This window comes from Pseudomonas sp. D5(2026), from assembly GCF_057766845.1.
Genome location: NZ_CM173421.1, coordinates 3,317,680 through 3,332,794 on the forward strand (window position 1 = coordinate 3,317,680; position 15,115 = coordinate 3,332,794).

Consider the following 15,115-nt stretch of genomic DNA (forward strand, 5'->3'; position numbering starts at 1 on the left):
CGATAACTTACCTCCAACGCAAAACAACACCCTTCACCAAGCGCCCCAGGATGCCAACAACAATGAATCCACAAGAACTCAAATCCATCCTCTCCCACGGCCTGCTGTCTTTCCCGGTCACCGACTTCAACGCCCAGGGCGACTTCAACCCGGCTGGCTACATCAAGCGCCTTGAGTGGCTGGCCCCCTACGGCGCCAGCGCGCTGTTCGCCGCCGGCGGTACCGGTGAATTCTTCTCCCTGGCCGCAAGCGAATACAGCCAGGTGATCAAGACCGCGGTTGACACCTGCGCCACTTCGGTACCGATCCTCGCCGGTGTCGGCGGCTCCACCCGTCAGGCCATCGAATACGCGCAAGAAGCCGAGCGCCTGGGTGCCAAGGGCCTGCTGTTGTTGCCGCACTACCTGACCGAAGCCAGCCAGGACGGCGTCGCCGCCCACGTCGAAGCGGTGTGCAAATCGGTAAACATCGGTGTGGTGGTGTACAACCGCAACGTCTGCCGCCTGAACGCCGACCTGCTGGAAAAACTGGCCGAGCGTTGCCCGAACCTGATCGGCTACAAGGACGGCCTGGGTGATATCGAGCTGATGGTGTCGATCCGTCGTCGCCTGGGCGAGCGCTTCAGCTACCTGGGTGGCCTGCCGACCGCCGAAGTGTATGCGGCCGCCTACAAGGCCCTGGGCGTACCGGTGTACTCCTCCGCGGTGTTCAACTTCGTGCCGAAAACCGCCATGGACTTCTACAACGCCATCGCCCGCGACGACCACGCCACCGTGGCCAAGCTGATCGACGATTTCTTCCTGCCGTACCTGGACATCCGCAACCGCAAGGCCGGCTACGCCGTCAGCATCGTCAAGGCTGGCGCCAGAATTGCCGGTTATGACGCAGGCCCGGTGCGTACTCCGCTGACCGACCTCACCGCCGAAGAGTACGAGATGCTCGCCGCGCTGATGGACAAGATGGGCCCGCAGTAAACGCCGCCCGCGGCCTGCCACATGCCGCGCCCGGAGTGGGCCTGCCCCACTCCGGTTACAATTCGTGAGCCCGCACAAAAATAACTAGTGGGAGTATTGCCAGCATGCAAGCGACTAAGAAGACGCATGTGCGCTACCTGATCCTGTTCATGCTGTTTCTGGTGACCACGATCAACTATGCCGATCGCGCTACCATTGCAATCGCAGGCTCCAGCCTGCAGAAAGACCTCGGCATTGACGCCGTAACCCTCGGTTATATCTTTTCCGCCTTCGGATGGGCTTACGTGGCTGGCCAGATTCCTGGTGGCTGGCTGCTCGATCGCTTCGGTTCCAAGAACGTCTACGCCTTCAGCATCTTCACCTGGTCGCTGTTCACCCTGCTGCAGGGTTTTGTCGGTGGCCTTCCGGTTGCCTGGGCCGTGGTCACCCTCTTCACCCTGCGCTTCCTGGTGGGCTTCGCCGAAGCCCCGTCATTCCCGGGTAACGCGCGCATCGTCGCTGCATGGTTCCCGACCCAGGAACGCGGCACGGCGTCGGCCATCTTCAATTCGGCGCAGTATTTCGCCACTGCACTGTTCGCCCCGATCATGGGCTGGATCGTGTTCAGCTTCGGCTGGGAGCACGTGTTCGTGGTCATGGGTGTGCTGGGCATCATCTTCTCGGTGGTGTGGCTGAAGACCATCTACAACCCGCGCCAACACCCGCGCATCAGCCCAAGCGAACTCGAGCACATCGAGCAGAACGGCGGCCTGGTCGACATGGACCAGAAGCGCGGCAGCGACGGCCCGAAATGGGGTTACATCAAGCAGTTGCTGACCAGCCGCATGCTGCTGGGCGTCTACCTGGGCCAGTACTGCATCAACGCCATCACCTACTTCTTCCTCACCTGGTTCCCGGTGTACCTGGTGCAGGAACGTGGCATGACCATCCTCAAGGCCGGCTTCATCGCCTCGCTGCCGGCGGTGTGTGGTTTCATCGGTGGCGTACTGGGTGGTGTGATCTCCGACTGGCTGCTGCGCCGCGGCAACTCGCTGACCTTCTCGCGCAAACTGCCGATCGTCTGTGGCCTGCTGCTGTCCACCACCATGGTGTTCTGCAACTACGTCGATGCCGAGTGGATGGTGGTTGGTTTCATGACGCTGGCGTTCTTCGGCAAGGGCATCGGTGCGCTGGGCTGGGCGGTGGTAGCGGACACTTCGCCCAAGCAGATCGCCGGGCTGTCCGGTGGCCTGTTCAACACCTTCGGCAACATCGCTTCGATCACCACCCCTATCGTGATCGGCTACATCATCAGCGCCACCGGCTCGTTCAAGTGGGCGCTTGTGTACGTGGGTGCCAACGCGCTGGTCGCAGTATTCAGCTACCTGGTTATCGTCGGCCCCATCAAGCGCATCGAGCTGCGTGATGCCGCCCCAAAGCCACACGCTGAGCCTGCCACCGACGGCGAACTGGCCAGTTCGCGTCACTGAAAGAACACGCCCGTGCCGGGTCACCCGGCGCGGGCGGATGTACAAAAGCCTGAGAATCTGACAAGTAGGGCCCAAACATGCAGTTGATCGAACATTCCGACTCGCCCCGCTACGTCCGCCTGCACGACGACGATAACGTCGTGGTGGTCGTCAACGACGGCGGCTTGGGCGAAGGCGCCCGCTTTGCCGACGGCCTGACTCTGGTCGAAGGCGTGCCGCAAAGTCACAAGGTGGCCACCGTGGCCATCGCCAAGGGCGAGCCGGTACGCCGCTACGGGCAAATCATCGGCTACGCGCTGGAAGACCTGCGCCAAGGCAGCTGGGTACAGGAAAGCCAGTTGGCCATGCCGGCTGCGCCGGAACTGGACAGCCTGCCGCGCTGCGACGCCGTGCCACAGCCGCTGCCGCCGCTGGAGGGTTTCACCTTCGAGGGCTATCGCAATGCCGACGGCACTGTCGGCACCCGCAATATCCTCGGCATCACCACCACCGTGCAATGCGTGACCGGCGTGCTGGAACATGCGGTCAAGCGCATTCGCAACGAGCTGCTGCCCAAATACCCCAACGTCGACGACGTGGTGGCCATTACCCACAGCTACGGCTGCGGCGTGGCAATCAATGCCCGCGACGCTTACATCCCGATCCGCACCGTGCGCAACCTGGCGCGCAACCCCAACCTCGGCGGCGAGGCACTGGTGATCAGCCTGGGCTGTGAAAAACTGCAAGCCGGCCAGGTGATGCACGACAACGACCCGTCGGTGGACCTCAGCGACCCATGGCTGTACCGCCTGCAAGATGCCAGCCTTGGCTTTGTCGAAATGATCGAGCAGATCATGGACCTGGCCGAAACCCGCCTGAAGAAGCTGGACCAGCGCCGCCGCGAAACGGTCCCGGCCAGCGAACTGATCCTCGGCATGCAATGCGGTGGCAGCGACGCCTTCTCAGGCATCACCGCCAACCCGGCACTGGGCTATGCCGCGGACTTGCTGGTCCGCGCTGGCGCCACTGTGCTGTTCTCTGAAGTGACCGAGGTGCGCGACGCGATCTATATGCTGACCTCGCGCGCGGAAAACCAGGCCGTTGCCGACGCGTTGGTGCGCGAAATGGACTGGTACGACCGCTACCTGCAGCAAGGCGCCGCCGACCGCAGCGCCAACACCACGCCGGGCAACAAGAAAGGCGGGCTGTCGAACATCGTCGAGAAATCGCTGGGTTCGATCGTCAAGTCTGGCAGCGGCGCTATCCAGGGTGTGCTCGGCCCAGGCGAACGGGTCAATCGCAAAGGCCTGATTTTCTGCGCCACCCCGGCCAGCGACTTTGTCTGCGGCACCTTGCAGCTGGCAGCCGGCATGAACCTGCACGTCTTCACTACCGGCCGCGGCACCCCGTATGGCCTGGCCATGGCACCGGTGGTCAAAGTGTGCACCCGCAGCGAACTGGCCCAGCGCTGGCCCGACCTGATCGACATCGACGCCGGTCGCATCGCCAGTGGTCGCTCGACCATCGAGGAGCTGGGTTGGGAACTGTTCCATTACTACCTGGACGTGGCCAGCGGCCGCAAGCAGACCTGGGCCGAACAACACCGGCTGCACAACGACATCACCCTGTTCAACCCGGCGCCCATTACCTGATGCCGCAGCCCTGACCACGCATTCACACACTCCACCCTCAAGCCCACAGGAGCACCCCATGCCTGAAATCCTCGGCCATAACTTCATCGCCGGTCAGCGCAGTGCCGCTGGCCCTCAGCGCCTGCAGAGCCTGGACGCCAGCACTGGCGAAGCCCTGCCCTACAGCTTTGCCCAGGCCACCGAAGCCGAAGTGGACCAGGCCGCCAAGGCCGCCGCCGCTGCCTTCGCCGAGTTCCGCCAACTGGCCCCGGCACGTCGGGCCGAGTTCCTCGACGCCATTGCCGCTGAACTCGACGAACTGGATGACGCCTTCGTCGCCATCGTCTGCCGCGAGACCGCCCTGCCCGCCGCCCGTATCCAGGGCGAGCGTGGCCGCACCAGCGGGCAGATGCGCCTGTTCGCCCAGGTGCTGCGCCGCGGCGACTTCCTCGGCGCGCGCATTGACCTGGCACTGCCCGAGCGCCAGCCGCTGCCACGCGTAGACCTGCGCCAGATGCGCATCGGCGTGGGCCCGGTCGCGGTGTTCGGTGCCAGCAACTTCCCGCTGGCCTTCTCCACCGCCGGGGGGGATACCGCCGCCGCCCTGGCCGCAGGCTGCCCCGTGGTATTCAAGGCGCACAGCGGCCACATGGCCACGGCCGACCTGGTCGGTTGCGCCATCGTGCGCGCCGCTGAGCGTACCGGCATGCCCAAGGGCGTGTTCAACATGGTGTTTGGTGGCGGCGTGGGCGAGTGGCTGGTCAAGCACCCAGCGATCCAGGCGGTTGGCTTCACCGGCTCGTTGAAAGGCGGCGATGCCCTTTGCCGCATGGCCGCTGAGCGCCCGCAACCAATCCCGGTATTTGCCGAGATGTCCAGCATCAACCCGGTCATCATCCTGCCGGGTGCCCTGGCCAAGCGTGGCGAGGCCATTGCCCGCGAGTTGTCGGGGTCTGTGTGCATGGGTGCCGGGCAGTTCTGCACCAACCCTGGACTGGTGATTGGCTTGCAGTCGCCACAGTACAGCCAGTTACTCGCCGACCTTGGCCAGTACCTGGACCAGCAAGCCGGGCAAACCATGCTCAACGCTGGCGGCCTGCGCAGCTACGTCGGCGGCCTTGAACACCTGCATGCCCATGCCGGTATCGAGCATGTGGCCGGCCAGGCGCAGGAAGGCAACCAGGCGCGCGCTCAGCTGTTCAAGGCCGATGCACGCCTGCTGGTCGAGTCCGACCCGCTGTTGCAGGAGGAAGTGTTTGGTCCCACCACCGTGGCCGTAGAGGTGCAGGACAACGACCAACTGCGCGAAGCGCTGCTAGGCCTGCGTGGCCAGCTGACCGCGACGCTTATCGGCGAGGCGGAAGACTTCGATGCGTTCGCCTGGCTGGTGCCGCTGCTGGAGGAGAAAGTCGGTCGAATCCTGGTCAATGGTTACCCGACCGGTGTCGAAGTCTGTGATGCGATGGTGCACGGAGGCCCGTACCCGGCTACCTCCGATGCGCGTGGCACCTCGGTCGGCACGTTGGCCATCGACCGCTTCCTGCGCCCGGTGTGCTATCAGAACTATCCGCAGACGCTGCTGCCTGAGGCACTGCGCGACGGCAACCCGCTGGGGCTGCGGCGGTTGGTGAACGGGCAGTGGAGTGACGGGGCGATCTGACTGGCTGCCAGAAACAGGAAAGCCCTGCGCACGGCGGGGCTTTTCTTTCTGACTGTACCGGCCTCTTCGCGGGCAAGCCCGCTCCTACAGGGCTATCTTGCCCGCGAAGAGGCCAGTACAGGCAGCAAAGGCTTCAGGTCCCTTGCGCTTCAGCCGCCTCATGCGCCTGGCGCAAGCGCTCGCGGCTGTTGCTAAGGTGCATGCGCATGGCCATCTTCGCCCCTTCGCTGTCACGCCGGGCAATCGCCTCATAGATCGCCTCGTGCTCATGCATCAGGCGACTCATGTAATGCGCCTGATCATCATGGGCCAGGCGCGCCGAATTCAGCCGGGTGCGCGGAATGATGCTGGTACCCAGGTGGTTGATGATATCGGCGAAGTAGTGGTTGCCGCTGGCCTGGGCAATGCGCAGGTGGAACTGGAAGTCCGCCGACACCGCATCAGTGGCGTGGGCCGCCCCCTCGTTGAGTTCGTCCAGCGCCGCCCGCATACCGGCCAGCGCTTCGTCGCTTCGCCGCTGGGCCGCCAACCCGGCCGACTCAATCTCCAGGGCAATGCGCAACTCCAGCACCGCCAGCACCTCGCGCAGGGTGACCACGGTGGCCGGGTCGATACGGAAACCGCCCGTAGCCGGCGCATCCAGCACGAAGGTGCCGATGCCGTGGCGGGTCTCTACCTGCCCGGCGGCCTGCAACCGCGAAATCGCCTCACGCACCACCGTGCGGCTGACGCCCTCTTCGGCCATGATCTGCGATTCGGTCGGCAGCTTGTCGCCGCGCTTGAGCTGGCCGCTGCGAATGCGTTCGGTCAGCACCGTGACCAGTTCCTGGGCCAGACTGCGCGGCTTGCGCCGGGTCCTTGCCTGTACCTGTTGCTCTGTCATTGCCCTGTATTTCACCTAGAAAGACAGCGCTCATCATAGCGCAAGCGGTTGTACGATCACATACACCCGGTGCGGTATTTATTGTCCATCTTTGCCGACCATGCCCCATGAAAAAGCGCGCAGAATGATTGGCCCATGGTCTGCGCGAGCCTGTACTGTACGCCTTCACGCTCACTGATCCATGGAAGGAATCTGCAGTATGAAAACCCTCGACCGCCTTTTGCTCGGCAGTGGCCTGCTGATCCCCCTCTGGCTGCTGGCGGGCGTTTGGCTCACCGCCCAGGCCTACCCCGGCTACGACCACCTTCAACAGGCCATGAGCCAGCTTGGCGCGGCCGGTTCGCCAACCCACAGCTGGTCACCACGGGTCAACAACTTCCCCCTAGCCCTGCTGTTTGCCCTGTTTGCCTGGGGCCTGGTGCGGCGCTGGCGTAGCTCGACGCTGGCGCTGCTGAGTGCGGGCCTGGTGTTGCTGCATGGCATGGGCAGTTTGGGCACCGGCTGGTTCCCCTGCGACCAGGGCTGCGCACCGGCACAGCCATCTACCTCGCAGCAACTGCATAACCTGTTTGGTTTGCTGATGTTCCTCTCGCTGACTTTCGCCAGCGCCCTATGGGCATGGCTGGGCAACCGTATTGCCGGCTCCCCCGCCCTGGCGCTGTTCTCGCTGGCTTGCGTGGTGCTGGCGATTACCACCGTCGCGTTGATGGGCCAGGCGGCGCAGAGTGGCCAGTTGTTCGGCCTGTATCAACGTCTCAACTATGGCGTGTCGGTAGTCTGGGTTGCCAGCCTGGCCTGGACGAGCCTGCGCAAGCCCGCAGCCAATCCTCTGCGCGTAACCTGACGGCAAATTGCTGGCCCACAGCACCGGAAAGCGAAGGCAAACTCCGTTTTCTTTCAGACGCTTAGGACCGCAATATGCGAGTAATTCTAGCAACGATGGCCGGCTGCGTGCTGGCCACCCTCGCTTTCGGCGCCCAGGCCAGGGCACTGAGCCAGAACGATCGTCACACCTGCGGCTGGGGTGCACAGATAGCCGCCGAAGCCCAGCAGGCCAAGCTTTCCGGGGTAACGCTGTACGCCACACGCAAGAAGCTTCAGGTGCGTAAGTTTCCCAAGCCGTGGATGCGCATGACAGCCTTCGGCATTACCGAACAAACCTACAACAGCCGCTCGCGACTCAAGCCGGCAGCGATAAAGCGGACTTACTTTGAGCAGTGTGTTCAGCATGCGACTGCAAGAAGATAATGGTTTTTTATCAGTGAATTACAGAACAAACATAAACCCATTTAGTAGAATTCATGTGCTGTGAAGTGGCCTCTATCGCCAGCAGCTTGTAAGCGCGTGCAAGACTCAAGCATTTGTTAAGCTGATACAAGTCGCCAGAATTGACCAAGGCCATTCACCCTATGGATGAACTGCGCAAGATCGACCTCAACCTGCTGCTCGCGTTGCACGCCCTGCTCAGCGAAAAGCACGTGACCCGCGCAGCCTTGCGCCTGCACCGCAGCCAACCGGCGGTGAGCCACGCCTTGGCGCAGTTGCGCAAACACTTCGACGACCCTTTGCTGGTACGCCAAGGCGGCGGCATGGTCCTCACTGCCCGCGCCCAGTCGCTGGCACAGCCACTACAGGATGCACTGAGCAATCTCGACAGCCTGCTGGCCACCCCGCTGTTCGACCCAGCCCGGGCCCAGCGCCGATTCCGGCTGTCGCTATCCGATTACGCTTCGCGCATCATCCTGCCGCATCTGCTACGCCACCTGCGCCAAGTCGCGCCCGGGGTGGACCTGGCCATCAGCCAGGCCAGCCGTGAAACCATGTTGGCGCAGTTGCTCGATGGCGAACTGGATCTGGCCCTGGGCCTGTTCCCCGAACTGCCTCAGGACATCACCGTCCAGCCCCTGTTTGCGGATCGCTTCATCAGCGTTGCCGATCGCCAGGTGCTGCCTGCCAGCGGCGGCATGGCCCTGGAAGACTGGCTGGCACGCCCACATGTATTGATGGCCATGCGCCCGGATGCTTTCGATGAAATCGAGCGCGCACTGGCCGCCCGGGGCCTGCAACGCCGTATCGCCCTGGCCTTGCCGCACTGGAGTGCGGCAGTCGAAGTGCTGGCCGGCACCGACCTGATCCTGACGGTGGCCAGCCGCGCTGTGGGGTCGTTGCGCCAGCACAGGACACTGCGCCAGTTCACGCCACCACTGGCCATCCCCTCGTTCGATTATCAGCAAGCCTGGCACAACCGCAAGGACACTGACCCCGGGCACCGCTGGCTGCGCGAAACCGTATGGGCGTGCAGCCAACCAGGGCGCTGATCAGTTTTCCTGCCCTTTCACAGCTGCCGTGGAATGGACCGGTGACGCCGTCGCCCAAGTGCCCTGTACCAGCATTACTCCGCACAGGATCAGCACCACGCCGGCCACCCTGGCCAGACTGAGCGGCTTGCCACCCAACCCCATCACCCCATAGTGGTCGGCAAGCACTGCCGTGATGATCTGCCCAGCCACCACCAGTACCAGGAACCCTGCTGCGCCAAGTTTAGGGGTGAGTGCTGCGGCGCCGGCTACATACATTGCCCCCAGCACGCCACCAACCCACAACCACCAGGGCCCCTGCAGGGCCTTTCCCATGTCTGGCACCGGCACCCGAATAATCAGCAGGGCAGCAATCACCACCAGCATGCTTACCGTCAACGATGTGAAAGCCCCCCACAGCCAATGCCCAAGTGCCCGGCCTGCCGCAGCATTACCTGCGGCCTGAAACGGCAACACAGCACCGGCAAGCAACGCCATGGCCACAGGAAGCGCCAGCAGAAGCATTGATTTACTGAACATGGCATTCCTCATCCAAGGTATCGATGGCCACCATGATGGTGCATTACCCAGTACTGATAGAAATCAAAATCCTGCACTTGAACTATTCGTACCATGCATAGTGAAACATCCCTTCCGTCCGGCGTGCGCATGTTGTCTTAACCCTGAAACATCTGTGCTGTTGACTTACTAAGGCACCAAGATAAACTGCGCCTTATGAATATTCTTGAGAACAAGCATCACATCATGCTCGATGCACTGGCCGAGGCCCCCGCTGACGCCAGGCAGAACGTGCGCCTGTGTTTCGAACTGCTGTCCGCTGCAGCGGCCATCAACCGGGTATGCGCCGCACGGTTGGCCCGCCATAACCTGTCGGAAGGGCGGTTCGCAATCCTCCTGACCTTGCAAGGTGCAGGCGGCCGCCTGGCACCGCTGGAGCTGGCGACGCGCCTGGCAATCACCTCGGGCACCGTAACCGGCCTGCTCGACGGCCTGCAGGGTGACGGTTTTATCAAGCGCCGCAAGGACGCCCATGACCGTCGCAAGCTGAGCATCAGCCTTACCTCGGCAGGCATAGCGGTACTCGACGCCGTATTCGCACAACACACTGACTGGATCGGCACGATCATGCAGTCACTGGACAACACGCAACGCGACGCCCTGTCCATCACGCTACAGGCACTCTCGGCCAGTCCTGCCCTGGCACTGCCACCGGACAAGCACTGAACCCAAGACACACCCGCAAGACCACATGGAGGTGGATAATGTTGCAAAATCAGAGCGTATTGGCCCGGCTTGGCAGGAAGCCCCGGGTACATAGCGAACACGACCGGTTAAGTCGTCGCCAACCTTGGCTCGAGGCCTGCCTGCCAGCGGCCCTTTACCGGCGCCTGTTCATCCGCCGCCTTGCCAGACAGCCACTGGCCATCGAGGGTTTCAGCTTTCGCCCGGTGCAGAACCTGTTCGAACTCGAGCAGGCCCTGCGTCTGGTCAACGAGAGCTATGCACGCCGCGGCATCGCCACCGTGTGCCGTGCGGGCATGCGGTTTTCGCCGTTTCACCTGCTACCGGGCACTACCACCTTCGTGGCTCTGAAAGACGGGCGAGTGGTTGGCACCGTGTCGCTGATCGAAGACTCGGCACTGGGCCTTCCACTGGAGGATGTGCACATCAACGAGGCTGTGCTGCAGCGCCTGGGCGGTGTGCGCGTGGCCGAAGTCGGGACCTTGGCGGTATGTAGCCGCTACAAGGGCAAGGGCGTGCCACTGATGCTGTACAACGCCATGTTTCGATGGGCCATTGACCATCGTAAGGTGAGCACCTTGGTGATCGCCGTGCACCCGCGCGCCGCCAGCTTCTACCGCAATGTACTGTTCTTCTCGCCCATCGGCCCGGTACAGGCCTATACCAAACTCAACAATGCCCTGTCGCTGCCGCTGGCCGTGAATCTAGCCCGGGCGCGGGATGTGTTCGCCAAGGCCTACAGTGCGCCAGGCCTGAAGTTTACGGTCGACCAGACGTGTACCGACCTGTTCGACTTTTTTTGCTCGCGCCATTACCCACATATCCAGCTGCCCGCCGCACAGGCTCGCTGGAGTGCCGACGACGTCCTCACCCACATGGCGCGTTGTGGCACCTCGCCGCACCACCTTTCGCCGCGGGTGCGACGGGCTCTGCAACTGGACTGAGCAGCCCGCCCCGCGTTCCAAACCCACACGACTTTCATGGAGGACAAGTTCATGGACACAGGATTGCTGCGCGCGATCTACAGGGAAATCACCCTCAGGCAACCGTTTGTACGTACACCTGAGCCCGACCTGGTGATGGTCGACGAAACTTGCGTCAGTGCCTACGCCGACAGTGCCGGCCAGGGCCAGGCGCTGTCCGGCACCTACTTGTACCACTGCGCACAGATGTGCGCCCTGATCAAACCCGGTGATGTCGTACTGGATATCGGTTGTGGCCCTGCCAGCCTATTGCTGCAGTTGGCCCGGCTGAACCCGCGGGCCGAGTTCATCGGTGCCGACCTGTCCACCAGCATGCTCGAGGTGGGCCGTGAATCGATCCGCCAGCAGGGCATCGACAACGTCGAACTGCGCGAAGAAGACATGACGCGCCTGGCCGGTATCGCCGACCGCAGCGTCGATGTAGTGATTTCGTCCATGGCCCTGCATCACCTGGCAGACCTCTCTCAGCTGGAAGCGACGTTCCGCAACATCGCGCGCGTGCTGCGCAATGATCGGGCCATCTACCTGAATGATTTCGGCAGGCTCAAGTCGGTGGAATCGGTGGACTACTTCGTCAGCCGCGCTAGCGACGGTGCCGATCAGGCTACCCTGCTCGACTACCGCAACTCGCTGCTGGCGGCGTTCTCGCGGGAAGAGTTCCAGACCCTTGCCGCCAGCTATCTGGGCCCATGTGCCAAGGTCTACAGCACCGCCGTCAGCCCATTGATGATGGTTGTCCGCACTCCCAAGCGGCGCTGCGTGGCGGCAATGAAGGACGAGTTCCGCCGCCGCTACCGCAGCTTGCCGCGTAGCCGCCAGGCTGATGTCGATCAGTTGCGCCTGTTCCTCGGCATGGGGGGGATGGCGAGTGCGTTCTGAGCCGCAGCGCCTGCAAGCCGCCCTGGCGGCGTGGCGCACGTTGCTGGGCGACGTCCACGTGCAGACGGATGCCGCGACGCTCGCCAGGTTGCGCCAGGACACAATGCGCTCGCCCGCCCATGCCTGCGCCCGTCTCAGGCCCGCCAACAGCGAAGAGGTGGCGGCCTGCCTGGCCATTGCCCGCCAGCACAACGTTGCGCTGCAACCTGCCAGCACCGGCAACAACTGGGGCTACGGTGGCATGGCGACTACGAATAGCCACTGCGTCCAACTCGACCTGTCGCGCATGGACAAGATCCTCGCCTTTGACGAAGCGCTGGCTGTGGTCACCCTCGAGCCTGGCGTGACCCAGGCGGCACTGGCCGACTACCTGGCCAGCCGCGACCTGCCCTTCCTCACCCCGGTCACCGGCGCCGGGCCCACATGCAGTGTGCTGGCCAATGCGCTGGAGCGAGGGTTCGGCATCACGCCGGTAACAGACCACTGGCAGGCCGTGATGGGCCTTGAGGCCATCCTGCCCGATGGTCAGCGCTACCGCTCGCCCATGTGGGCGCCTGGCACCACCCCGTGTTTCAAGTGGGGAGTCGGGCCTTACCTTGATGGCCTGTTCGGCCAGAGCGGCCTAGGCGTGGTGACGCAAATGTCGATTGCCTTGGTCCGACGCCCGCAAGTCGTGCAACCGTTCTATTTCTGGGTCGACTCCGCGGCACAGTTACCTGCAGCACTGGACGGGGTGAAACGCATTCTTGACCGTTGCGGCAGCCAGGTGGGCGGCATCAACCTGATGAACAGCACACGCCTGCTGAGCATGGCTTATGACGCGCGTCCCCTGACCCAGCTAAACCAGGCTGAGCGCGACACCGCTGCGAGGTCGCTGGCCCTGCCTGCCTGGATGGGGGTGGGCTCGATTTACTGCGAACAGGCGCAACTGGCCTCGCTGAAGGGCATTATCCGTACCGAACTGCGTCGTTTCAGCAGCCGCTATCTGTTCCGCAGCCAGCGCCAGCTGGCATGGGCAAGCCAAGCCCTGCGTCTGCTGCCAGGTGCCTGGTCCAGGCGCTGGCGGGTCATGCTGGACAAACTGCACTTGGGTATGGAACTGATGGAAGGCCGGCCCAATCAGGTGGCGCTGCCGCTGGCCTATGTCGCCGGAGCACGGCCGCAGGCAGGCGCCCTGCTCGACCCGGCACGGGACAACTGCGGCCTGATCTGGTACGCACCGATCCTGCCTTTGCGTAGTCAGCAGGTGGCAACATTCGTCAGGCACATGGAGCATGTGTGCCAGACCCACCGCCTCCCCTGCCCGGTCACCCTCACCACGTTGTCTGGCCGGGCAATCGACTGCACCTTGCCACTGCTCTTCGATCGCAACGATGAAAAGGCCACAGCCCGCGCAGAGGACTGTTACCGGCACTTGTTCAACAGCGGCAAACAGCAAGGTGTACTGCCCTATCGCCTGCCTCTGGCCTTCATGCACCTGCTGACCGATACGCAGGCGCCTGCCTGGCAGCTTGGGCAGCGCCTCAAACACGCCCTGGACCCGCAGCACCTGCTCGCACCAGGGCGTTACTGCCCACCAGCCCCGGCCACCGGATGCCATTCCTCCGCCATGGAACCTCTGCAATGAGCGACGACCGAAAATCCCTGATCGACCTTGGCCAACTGCCAACCCGCAACCTGGCCGAATGCCTGGCGGTGGATCAAGCCGCCCTGGTCAACGCCTTGACAGGCCAACTGCCCTCAACGTTGGTAGAGCACCTCGCTGCCAGCGCGGACCAGGCCCAGGCACTGGGCCTGTCAAAAAAAGTGGCGGCCATTGGCCTGGCGTTGGGCCAGTGGCTGGAGCAGGCCCCCGAGTCTTTGCGCCAGCAGGTGTTCGAGCAATGCTGCACGCACCCATCCGATACCGTGCGCAGTTGGGCGGCGTTTGCCCAGGCGTTCCTGTCACGCTCGCTGCCAGCGGAAGATGCCCTGCTGGCGCAGTTTCGCTTCGCCCGCGATGAGCACTTCGGTGTGCGTGAATGGGCCTGGATCGCCCTGCGACCGCGCCTGGCCCAGCACCTTGAAGCGGCCCTGGCGCTACTCGGCCGCCATACCGGCGATGCAGACCCACTGGTCCGTCGGTTCTGCATCGAGATCCTGCGCCCGCGCGGCGTTTGGTGCGAGCACATTGCCGCGCTCAAGCAACAACCAGAAGTGGCCGAGCCGTTACTGGTACCGCTACTGGCCGAAGCCGAGAAATACGCCCAGGACTCGGTCGCCAATTGGCTCAACGATGCCAGCAAGACCCGCCCCGACTGGGTACTTCAGCTGTTTCAGCGCCATCCCCCGGCCTGCAAGGCCTCGCAGCGCATCCAGACCCGGGCCACCCGAAGCCTGCCCCAGTGAACCACCACAAGGAAACAAGCATGTCACTTAAGGAAAAACTCGACGCTGTCAAACAGCAGATGGCCCAACTGCCCACCGAGGTGCTGGAAAAATTTGGCGCCTCGTTGCAAGCCCTTATCGCAAGACACCCTGAAGAGCACGTGCTCAAAGCCGGCGACAACGCCCCGCTGGCCGTGCTGGAGGATGCCGATGGCAAGGCCGTGGACCTGCGGGCCCTGCTGGCACGCGGTCCATTGGTACTGGTGTTTTACCGCGGCCTGTGGTGCCCGTTCTGCAATGTAACGCTCAGCGAATACCAGCAGATGGCAAGCGATCTGGCCGCCAGCGGTGCCACGCTGGTCGCCGTCTCTGCCCAGAGCCGCGCTGCCACCCTGAAAACCCGCGAATCCCTGGGCGTGCGCTACCAACTGCTGAGCGACCCGGGCAACCAGCTGGCGCGCCAGTACGGCATCGTCTTCGAGCTGGAGCCAGAGCTGGAAGCGGTGTATCGGGCACTCGGCGCCGACCTCAAGGCACTGAACGACTGCGACGATCTCAGCCTGCCGATGGCCAGCGCTTTCATCATCGGCCAGGATGGCCGCATTCGCCATGCATTCGTCAATGTCGACTACTCCGAACGTGCCGAACCACAGGCCTTGATCGAAGCCGCCAGCCACTAGGACTCACTCCCCGGCACCGGGCTGCCCGGTGCCTCACCTCATCACGGACA

Annotated in this window: 15 protein-coding genes; 13 read left to right on the plus strand and 2 right to left on the minus strand. The window is 63.4% G+C overall.

Features of this window, described 5'->3' with window-relative positions; translation table 11 throughout:
* The first annotated feature begins 62 nt into the window (after nucleotides 1–62).
* The 4 genes from kdgD (at nucleotide 63) to AC3B5Q_RS15405 (ending at nucleotide 5,713) form a co-directional block, all read left to right on the plus strand.
* Nucleotides 63–974, plus strand: coding sequence for a 5-dehydro-4-deoxyglucarate dehydratase (gene kdgD / locus AC3B5Q_RS15390; RefSeq protein WP_010954445.1), 912 nt, complete (start codon nucleotides 63–65; stop codon nucleotides 972–974).
* Between the two features lie 104 nt (nucleotides 975–1,078).
* Entirely contained in the window at nucleotides 1,079–2,443 is a 1,365-nt protein-coding gene (locus AC3B5Q_RS15395; RefSeq protein ID WP_103444270.1) for an MFS transporter, read from the plus strand.
* Between the two features lie 77 nt (nucleotides 2,444–2,520).
* The gene (garD, locus tag AC3B5Q_RS15400) at nucleotides 2,521–4,074 is read left to right on the plus strand and encodes a galactarate dehydratase (protein ID WP_021781699.1); all 1,554 of its coding nucleotides are present in this window, start codon (nucleotides 2,521–2,523) and stop codon (nucleotides 4,072–4,074) included.
* Nucleotides 4,075–4,132: 58 nt separating this feature from the next.
* Nucleotides 4,133–5,713, plus strand: a complete 1,581-nt coding sequence (locus AC3B5Q_RS15405) for an aldehyde dehydrogenase (NADP(+)) (RefSeq protein WP_021781700.1) — start codon at nucleotides 4,133–4,135, stop codon at nucleotides 5,711–5,713.
* Nucleotides 5,714–5,846: 133 nt separating this feature from the next.
* Here the strand turns inward: AC3B5Q_RS15405 and AC3B5Q_RS15410 are convergent, their stop codons facing one another.
* Nucleotides 5,847–6,596, minus strand: coding sequence for a FadR/GntR family transcriptional regulator (locus tag AC3B5Q_RS15410; RefSeq protein ID WP_003247694.1), 750 nt, complete (start codon nucleotides 6,594–6,596; stop codon nucleotides 5,847–5,849).
* A 199-nt stretch (nucleotides 6,597–6,795) separates the two neighbouring features.
* Here AC3B5Q_RS15410 and AC3B5Q_RS15415 point away from each other — a divergent pair, with 199 nt between their 5' ends.
* The 3 genes from AC3B5Q_RS15415 to AC3B5Q_RS15425 all read left to right on the plus strand — a co-directional run bounded on the left by AC3B5Q_RS15415 (nucleotide 6,796) and on the right by AC3B5Q_RS15425 (nucleotide 8,914).
* Complete coding sequence (locus AC3B5Q_RS15415) at nucleotides 6,796–7,440, plus strand: DUF998 domain-containing protein (RefSeq protein WP_021781701.1); 645 nt, start codon at nucleotides 6,796–6,798, stop codon at nucleotides 7,438–7,440.
* A 74-nt stretch (nucleotides 7,441–7,514) separates the two neighbouring features.
* Nucleotides 7,515–7,844, plus strand: a complete 330-nt coding sequence (locus AC3B5Q_RS15420) for a hypothetical protein (RefSeq protein ID WP_021781702.1) — start codon at nucleotides 7,515–7,517, stop codon at nucleotides 7,842–7,844.
* A gap of 161 nt (nucleotides 7,845–8,005) precedes the next feature.
* Nucleotides 8,006–8,914: a LysR family transcriptional regulator gene (locus tag AC3B5Q_RS15425; RefSeq protein WP_103469075.1), complete on the plus strand. Its 909-nt coding sequence runs from the start codon at nucleotides 8,006–8,008 to the stop codon at nucleotides 8,912–8,914.
* On the opposite strand, the gene AC3B5Q_RS15430 is transcribed toward AC3B5Q_RS15425, so the two are convergent.
* Nucleotides 8,915–9,433: a DMT family transporter gene (locus tag AC3B5Q_RS15430; protein ID WP_031321937.1), complete on the minus strand. Its 519-nt coding sequence runs from the start codon at nucleotides 9,431–9,433 to the stop codon at nucleotides 8,915–8,917. It abuts the gene before it with no gap.
* A gap of 195 nt (nucleotides 9,434–9,628) precedes the next feature.
* Here AC3B5Q_RS15430 and AC3B5Q_RS15435 point away from each other — a divergent pair, with 195 nt between their 5' ends.
* Genes AC3B5Q_RS15435 through AC3B5Q_RS15460 form a run of 6 tightly spaced genes read left to right on the plus strand, consistent with a single transcriptional unit; the run spans nucleotide 9,629 to nucleotide 15,065 of the window.
* Nucleotides 9,629–10,138, plus strand: coding sequence for a MarR family winged helix-turn-helix transcriptional regulator (locus AC3B5Q_RS15435; protein WP_392524523.1), 510 nt, complete (start codon nucleotides 9,629–9,631; stop codon nucleotides 10,136–10,138).
* A gap of 38 nt (nucleotides 10,139–10,176) precedes the next feature.
* Nucleotides 10,177–11,100 (plus strand): GNAT family N-acetyltransferase, encoded by a 924-nt coding sequence (locus AC3B5Q_RS15440; protein WP_103444269.1) that lies wholly within the window; start codon nucleotides 10,177–10,179, stop codon nucleotides 11,098–11,100.
* A gap of 51 nt (nucleotides 11,101–11,151) precedes the next feature.
* Complete coding sequence (locus AC3B5Q_RS15445; RefSeq protein ID WP_021781707.1) at nucleotides 11,152–12,018, plus strand: class I SAM-dependent methyltransferase; 867 nt, start codon at nucleotides 11,152–11,154, stop codon at nucleotides 12,016–12,018.
* On the plus strand, nucleotides 12,008–13,645 hold the full coding sequence (locus AC3B5Q_RS15450; RefSeq protein ID WP_021781708.1) for an FAD-binding oxidoreductase: 1,638 nt from the start codon (nucleotides 12,008–12,010) through the stop codon (nucleotides 13,643–13,645). Before AC3B5Q_RS15445 ends, AC3B5Q_RS15450 begins: the two co-directional genes overlap by 11 nt.
* On the plus strand, nucleotides 13,642–14,406 hold the full coding sequence (locus AC3B5Q_RS15455) for a hypothetical protein (RefSeq protein WP_103462593.1): 765 nt from the start codon (nucleotides 13,642–13,644) through the stop codon (nucleotides 14,404–14,406). Before AC3B5Q_RS15450 ends, AC3B5Q_RS15455 begins: the two co-directional genes overlap by 4 nt.
* Nucleotides 14,407–14,426: 20 nt before the next feature.
* Nucleotides 14,427–15,065 (plus strand): peroxiredoxin-like family protein, encoded by a 639-nt coding sequence (locus AC3B5Q_RS15460; protein WP_021781710.1) that lies wholly within the window; start codon nucleotides 14,427–14,429, stop codon nucleotides 15,063–15,065.
* The last annotated feature ends 50 nt before the right edge of the window (nucleotides 15,066–15,115 follow it).

Bases quoted from the DNA above. Each gene is read 5' to 3' on its own strand.
- AC3B5Q_RS15395 (WP_103444270.1), top strand. From the start codon at position 1,079: ATGCAAGCGACTAAGAAGACGCATGTGCGCTACCTGATCCTGTTCATG.
- AC3B5Q_RS15440 (WP_103444269.1), top strand. From the start codon at position 10,177: ATGTTGCAAAATCAGAGCGTATTGGCCCGGCTTGGCAGGAAGCCCCGG.
- kdgD (WP_010954445.1), top strand. From the start codon at position 63: ATGAATCCACAAGAACTCAAATCCATCCTCTCCCACGGCCTGCTGTCT.
- AC3B5Q_RS15455 (WP_103462593.1), top strand. From the start codon at position 13,642: ATGAGCGACGACCGAAAATCCCTGATCGACCTTGGCCAACTGCCAACC.
- AC3B5Q_RS15420 (WP_021781702.1), top strand. From the start codon at position 7,515: ATGCGAGTAATTCTAGCAACGATGGCCGGCTGCGTGCTGGCCACCCTC.
- AC3B5Q_RS15435 (WP_392524523.1), top strand. From the start codon at position 9,629: ATGAATATTCTTGAGAACAAGCATCACATCATGCTCGATGCACTGGCC.
- AC3B5Q_RS15405 (WP_021781700.1), top strand. From the start codon at position 4,133: ATGCCTGAAATCCTCGGCCATAACTTCATCGCCGGTCAGCGCAGTGCC.
- AC3B5Q_RS15415 (WP_021781701.1), top strand. From the start codon at position 6,796: ATGAAAACCCTCGACCGCCTTTTGCTCGGCAGTGGCCTGCTGATCCCC.
- AC3B5Q_RS15425 (WP_103469075.1), top strand. From the start codon at position 8,006: ATGGATGAACTGCGCAAGATCGACCTCAACCTGCTGCTCGCGTTGCAC.
- AC3B5Q_RS15430 (WP_031321937.1), bottom strand. From the start codon at position 9,433: ATGTTCAGTAAATCAATGCTTCTGCTGGCGCTTCCTGTGGCCATGGCG.
- AC3B5Q_RS15445 (WP_021781707.1), top strand. From the start codon at position 11,152: ATGGACACAGGATTGCTGCGCGCGATCTACAGGGAAATCACCCTCAGG.
- AC3B5Q_RS15410 (WP_003247694.1), bottom strand. From the start codon at position 6,596: ATGACAGAGCAACAGGTACAGGCAAGGACCCGGCGCAAGCCGCGCAGT.
- AC3B5Q_RS15460 (WP_021781710.1), top strand. From the start codon at position 14,427: ATGTCACTTAAGGAAAAACTCGACGCTGTCAAACAGCAGATGGCCCAA.
- garD (WP_021781699.1), top strand. From the start codon at position 2,521: ATGCAGTTGATCGAACATTCCGACTCGCCCCGCTACGTCCGCCTGCAC.